This window comes from Pseudonocardia lacus (assembly GCF_018531445.1).
Lineage (GTDB): Bacteria > Actinomycetota > Actinomycetes > Mycobacteriales > Pseudonocardiaceae > Pseudonocardia > Pseudonocardia lacus.
On the sequence record NZ_JAHDTH010000325.1, the window covers coordinates 1 to 5,611 of the forward strand.

A 5,611-nucleotide genomic window follows, 5' to 3' on the forward strand; every position below is an offset into this window, starting at 1 on the left:
CCGCCCGAACGCCGCGGACCGCTGCCGCCCGCCGAACAGCCCGCCGCCGCGGGCCGGTGGAGCCGCGGGCGCGGGACGTCCCGTGGGCTGCGGCGCGCTGCCGCCGGCCGGCGTGGTCGGTGCCCACAGGTCGATCGACGCCGGATCGGGACGGGCGTCGGGATCGGTCGGCACGACGCGACCACCTCCAACCGCGCGGGGACGGGCGCGCGGAATCGTCGGGCTGGGAGCACCCGGGACGGGTCGGCGCCGGCGGCGAACCGTCCCCCGACGTGCACGGTAACGGCCGGCGCGTGGGTTAGATAGCCCGATCGCCCCCGGGCGTTGCTGGGCCGACAGGCCCTGGTGCGCTGAGCCGGAGCGGGCAACCCCGCCATCCCCGTCGGTCCCCGCCTGCCGCCCGCCCGCACAGTGGCGGCGCACACTTCCTGGGCGCCGCGCACGTCCCGACGTGTGCGTGACGCCACTCGATGTGCGGCGTGCTGCGCGGCTCAGGCGAGGGTGCGCAGGATCGCGGCGAGCTCGTCGGGGCGGTTCTCGGGGACCACGTGGGTGGTCGCGATCTCGTGGTAGCGCCAGGCCGGGTGCTCGCGGGCGCGCCGGGCGAAGGGCTCGAAGGTCGCCCCGTCGGGATCGGCGGTGGCGCGGACGTAGGTGAGGCCCAGGCCGCGGTCCTCCAGCGGCACCGACAGGCGCACGGGTTCGGTGAACGTCCCCAGCGGCTGCGGGACCCGCCGGGGGATGGCCCGTGCGGCGGCCGCGGGGTCCTCGTACTGCCGGACGGGCGCGGGCGCGGCCCACGGCGCCCCGAGCTCCGGGAAACCGGGGGGCGGGTTGCCGGTGAGGGTGGTGACGCTGTCGCCGTCGGCGGGGACGAACGCGTCGAGGTAGACGACCTCGCGGACCCGGTCGCCGAGCGGGTCGAGGGCGCCGGTGACGACCATGCCGCCGTAGGAGAAGCCGAGCAGGACGACGTCGCGCAGGTCCTCGTAGCGGATCGCGTTGACCACGTCGAGGACGTGCAGCGACAGGTCGACGTGCGGGCCGGTCAGGTGGGCGCGCTCACCGATGCCGGTGAGGCTGGGGGAGACGGCCTCGTGGCCGTCGGCGTGCAGGAGCCCGCGCACGGCCCGGAACGCGTACGAGCCGCCCCATGCGCCGTGGACCAGGACGAAGGTCGCCACGGGTGCACGGTGCCACCCGCGGCCGGGATCAGCGAGCGGGCACGCCGGGATCGCGCGGTCCGGCCTTCTCCGCCGGCCGGCGGGCCGAGAGCGGGCCGCGGCCGCGGCTGGCCAGCCAGTCGCGGCCCTTCTGCAGGACCCTCGTCAGGGTCGACGGGCCGCGCCGCCGCTCGAGCGCGTCGCCGACCTTGCCCAGCAGCCAGCCGAGCAGCGGGGCGCCGACCGCGAGGATCAGCCACATCCGCAGCCGCGCCGACAGGAACGCCCACATGCCGCCCTCCTCCGCCCGGGCGAGGTGCCCGACGGCCGGAGCGTAGCCAGCCACGGCCGGCTCCGCCGGATGTGCGCCGGCCCCCGCAATCACCTGGGCCGATGCTCCCTGACGTCGTACGATGGCCGGCGTGGCTGGCGATCGTCCGGCCCTGGCCGGGCTGCTGATCTTCGTGGTGATCGCCCTGACGCCGACGGTGGTGCTCTGGGCCTCGCTGCGGTTGCTGCCGGCCATCGTCGCCAGGATCGCCGAGCGCAGGCGGGCCCGCCACCGGCCCACCGCCCCGCCGCTCGAATCCGTGGTGGCCGACCTGCGCAGGCTGCGCCGCGAGGTCCGGGCCAGGGAGCACCGCACGCACGTCCGCCGCACGGCCGTGCTCGCCGCCTACGACGACGTCCTGATCGACGTCTGCCGGCAGGTCGACGTGGATGCGCCACTCGCGACCGCGGAGGGTCACGATCGTGTGTACGCCCGCCTGTTGACGGAGGCGGCGTTGGAGGATGCCGGCATCGCGCTCGACCCGCCACCGGGGGCACGCAGGCCCGATGTCGGCGGCCAGCAGTAAAGTCGGTTTTACCGAGCGGGAACGTGCGGCGCGGGATCTGCGTTGGACAGCACGGACGCTCGACACGCTTCCGAGGAGGAACAGGTGCGCACCAGCAGCAACCCGGCGTTCCGCAACCTGCCCGGTGGGCAGGGCGGCGGATACGCCGGCTTCGGCCCCCAGGGCGACGCCACGGGGCGTGCGCCCGACACCGCGGCACGGGGAGACCGCTCCGGCGTCGACCAGCGTCCGCTGACCGTCGACGACGTCGTCGTCAAGACCTCCATCACCGCGGGCACGGCGCTGGTGACCGGCGTGCTCACCGCCCTGACCGGGCAGTTCTGGCTCGTCCTCCCGGCCTTCATCATCGGCCTGGTGCTGTCGCTGATCGTCATCTTCCGGCAGAGCTCGAACCCCGCGCTGGTACTGGGCTACTCCGCGGCAATGGGTGTCGCGCTGGGCGGCATCAGCGGGGTGTTCAACAGCATCTACCCGGGCATCGCCGTGCAGGCGGTCATCGGCACCGCCGGGGTGTTCCTCGGCATGCTGGTCGTCTACAAGACCGGCGCCGTGCGGGTCACCCCGCGCTTCCAGCGCTGGATGATGGGCGCCCTCATCGGCGTCCTGGTCCTGGTGCTGGTCCGGTTAGTCTCGCAGGCCTTCTTCGGCGACGCGCTGGGCATGGGCAGCGGCGGCTTCCTGTCCATCGTGATCAGCCTGGTCATCATCGGCGTGGCGGCGTTCAGCCTGCTGCTCGACTTCGACATGGCCGACCGCGCGGTCCGCGAGGGCGCTCCGGCCAACGTCGCCTGGTACATCGCCTTCGGCCTGATGACCACCCTGGTCTGGCTCTACATCGAGATCCTGCGGCTGCTCAGCTACTTCCGCGAGTGATCCCGCGGTAGTGCGACGCACACCAGTACGACGCACACCGGTACGACGACGGCGGCCGGTCCCCGAGGGGGCCGGCCGCCGTCGTGCGTGCCGGGTCAGCTCAGGCGCTCGATGACCATCGCCATGCCCTGCCCGCCGCCGACGCACATCGTCTCCAGCCCGATGGTCTTGTCGTGCGTGCGCAGGCCGTTGATCAGTGTGGTGGTGATCCGCGCGCCGGTCATGCCGAACGGGTGGCCGAGCGCGATGGCCCCGCCGTTGACGTTCAGCTTGTCCTCGTCGATGCCCAGGTCGCGGGCCGACGGGATGACCTGGGCCGCGAACGCCTCGTTGATCTCCACGAGGTCGACGTCGTCGATGCTCATGCCGGCCCTGGCCAGCGCCTGCTTGGACGCCTCGACCGGGCCCAGGCCCATGATCTCCGGCGAGAGCCCGGAGACGCCGGTGGACACCACCCTGGCCAGCGGGGTGATGCCCAGCTCGGCGGCCTTGGTGTCGGACATCACGACCAGCGCCGCGGCGCCGTCGTTGAGCGGGCAGCAGTTGCCCGCGGTGACCCGGCCGTTGGGCCGGAACACCGGCTTGAGCCCGGACACGCCCTCGTAGGTGACCCCGGCGCGCGGTCCGTCGTCCTTGGACACGACGGTGCCGTCGGGCAGCGTCACCGGGGTGATCTCGCGGGCGAAGAAGCCGTTCGCGATCGACTTCTCGGCCAGGTTCTGCGACCGCACGCCGAAGCGGTCCATGTCCTCGCGGCTGACGTCCTTGAGCAGGGCGAGGTTCTCGGCGGTCTGCCCCATCGCGATGTAGACGTCGGGCAGCGCGTCCTGCGTGCGCGGGTCGTCCCACGACTCCGCCCCGGCCTCGGCGGCCTGCTTGCCGCGCGCCTGCGCGTCGGCGAACACCGGGTTGCGGGTGTCGGGCCAGGCGTCGGAGCTGCCCTTGGCGAAGCGGGAGACCATCTCGACGCCCGCGGAGATGAACACGTCGCCCTCGCCGGCGCGGATCGCGTGCATCGCCATCCGGGTGCTCTGCAGCGACGACGAGCAGTAGCGGGTGACGGTGGTGCCGGGCAGGGTGTCGTAGCCGAGCAGCACCGCGACGACGCGGGCCATGTTGAAGCCCTGCTCGCCGCCGGGCAGGCCGCAGCCGAGCACCAGGTCGTCGATGTCGGCGGGGTCCAGGGACGGGACCTGGTCGAGGGCGGCGCGCACGATCTGGGCGGTCAGGTCGTCGGGGCGGATGGTGGTCATCGACCCCTTCCCGGCGCGGCCGATGGGGGACCGGGCCGCCGCGACGATCACAGCTTCGGGCATCGTCGATGTCTCCTGCCTGTCGGTGGGTACGACCAGGATCGTACTTCGCGGTAACCGCGTGGTGGGGCTCCTCGACCAGTGCGCAGCGCCCTGATCTGCCCCCTCGGAACTGTCGGTGTGGCACGGGACACTCGGCGCATGGCCACCTGGAAGGACGTCGAGGACGCCGAGCCCGAGTTCGCCGAGCGCGTGCGGAAGATCTTCGACGCCGGCGAGAACAAGATCATCGCGACGATCCGGGCCGACGGGTCGCCGCGCGTGTCGGGCATCGAGGCGCAGTTCCGCGACGGCGAGCTGACGTTCGGGTCGATGCCGAACGCGCGCAAGGGCGCCGACCTGCGCCGCGACCCCCGGTTCGCGCTGCACGCACCCTCCCCCGACCCGCCGGCGGACAGGACCACCTGGGCGGGTGACGCCAAGCTCTCCGGGCGAGCGGTCCGCGTCGGACCGCTCACCGAGGGTCCCGACGGTGAGCTGTTCCGCGCCGACATCGACGAGGTGGTCGTCACCCGGTTGAACGACTCGGCGACGATGCTCGTGATCGAGTCATGGCGGCCGGGCGGCCGTCTGCGGCGGGTCGAACGGGAATGACCCCCGCGGGCGGCGCGCCGCTACCGGCCGCCGCGCGAGTGTGCCCATTCGCCGACCGGGCACTGACCTGCGGCTGATTCGACTGAACCATCGGGGAAGGCAGTCGTCGATCCAGGGCACTGCACGACGTACTGCGCACGACGCCGGTCGATCCCCAGCGGCCGGCACGCTCCCCACCCGAAGGGTTCTCCTGATGTCCGTCCGAGATCTGATCGGCGTGGAGCCGCACCCCGGCTCGCACAACGTGTGGATCGAGACCAGGGAGTCGGACTCCTGACCGGCCGGCAGCGCTCCCAGCACACCCGCCCGACGGTGTCCGACCTCATCTCGGCCAACGGCACCGGTCGGCACAGCTCCGGAGGGCGCATCGACGAGTCCGGACGCCACGGCGCGCGCCGTGCGGCGTCCGACGGGTACAGCACGTCCACCGCCGACTCCGGCCGCTACCGCGCGGCCGGCCGGCACGGCCAGTCCGACGCCCCGACCGGCTACGGGTCCGAGCACTCGGGCGGCTACCGGGCCGAGCCCCGCGGCTCCCAGGTGTCCGGCTCCCAGGTGTCCGGCGGCTACCGGGTGGAGGACGCCGAGGGCACCGGCAGCTACCGCAGCGGGGGGCGGCGCTCCGCCGAGGCGTCCGCGGGCTACGGCTCGGACCGCTACGGCTCGGACCGCTACGACGCCGACCGCTACGGCACCGACGGCCCCGTCGACTCCGGCACGGGTCGCCGCGCGGCCGCACGCCGCGGCGCGGCCGGCGAGGAGCCCGCCACCGGCCGCCGGTCCGCGCGCCGCGAGGCCGAGGCCCCGGTCA

At 73.8% G+C, this 5,611-nt stretch carries 6 protein-coding genes and 1 pseudogene; 4 read left to right on the forward strand and 3 right to left on the reverse strand.

Translation table 11 applies throughout. The features are described 5' to 3' along the window. Window positions 1–491: 491 nt before the first annotated feature. Together KIK08_RS36925 and KIK08_RS36930 are read right to left on the reverse strand one after the other, a co-directional pair. Window positions 492–1,184: an alpha/beta fold hydrolase gene (locus KIK08_RS36925; protein WP_214407962.1), complete on the reverse strand. Its 693-nt coding sequence runs from the start codon at window positions 1,182–1,184 to the stop codon at window positions 492–494. A 28-nt stretch (window positions 1,185–1,212) separates the two neighbouring features. After that, window positions 1,213–1,509 carry a hypothetical protein gene (locus tag KIK08_RS36930; protein ID WP_214407963.1) on the reverse strand — a complete coding sequence of 99 codons (297 nt, stop codon included), beginning with the start codon at window positions 1,507–1,509 and terminating at the stop codon, window positions 1,213–1,215. A 76-nt stretch (window positions 1,510–1,585) separates the two neighbouring features. Here KIK08_RS36930 and KIK08_RS36935 point away from each other — a divergent pair, with 76 nt between their 5' ends. After that, entirely contained in the window at window positions 1,586–2,020 is a 435-nt protein-coding gene (locus tag KIK08_RS36935) for a hypothetical protein (protein ID WP_214407964.1), read from the forward strand. A gap of 84 nt (window positions 2,021–2,104) precedes the next feature. After that, entirely contained in the window at window positions 2,105–2,893 is a 789-nt protein-coding gene (locus KIK08_RS36940) for a Bax inhibitor-1/YccA family protein (RefSeq protein WP_214407965.1), read from the forward strand. A gap of 95 nt (window positions 2,894–2,988) precedes the next feature. On the opposite strand, the gene KIK08_RS36945 is transcribed toward KIK08_RS36940, so the two are convergent. Then, the gene (locus KIK08_RS36945) at window positions 2,989–4,209 is read right to left on the reverse strand and encodes an acetyl-CoA C-acetyltransferase (protein ID WP_214407966.1); all 1,221 of its coding nucleotides are present in this window, start codon (window positions 4,207–4,209) and stop codon (window positions 2,989–2,991) included. A 138-nt stretch (window positions 4,210–4,347) separates the two neighbouring features. Between KIK08_RS36945 and KIK08_RS36950 the strand changes: the two genes are divergently transcribed. Both KIK08_RS36950 and KIK08_RS36955 read left to right on the forward strand, forming a co-directional pair. Next, window positions 4,348–4,800, forward strand: coding sequence for a pyridoxamine 5'-phosphate oxidase family protein (locus KIK08_RS36950; RefSeq protein ID WP_214407967.1), 453 nt, complete (start codon window positions 4,348–4,350; stop codon window positions 4,798–4,800). Window positions 4,801–5,112: 312 nt separating this feature from the next. Continuing rightward, a pseudogene (locus KIK08_RS36955) lies at window positions 5,113–5,611 on the forward strand (hypothetical protein); the annotation flags it as partial.

What these genes read in the sequence shown, in the direction of transcription:
- KIK08_RS36945 (WP_214407966.1), bottom strand. Translation starts at nt 4,209, where the DNA reads ATGCCCGAAGCTGTGATCGTCGCGGCGGCCCGGTCCCCCATCGGCCGC.
- KIK08_RS36950 (WP_214407967.1), top strand. Translation starts at nt 4,348, where the DNA reads ATGGCCACCTGGAAGGACGTCGAGGACGCCGAGCCCGAGTTCGCCGAG.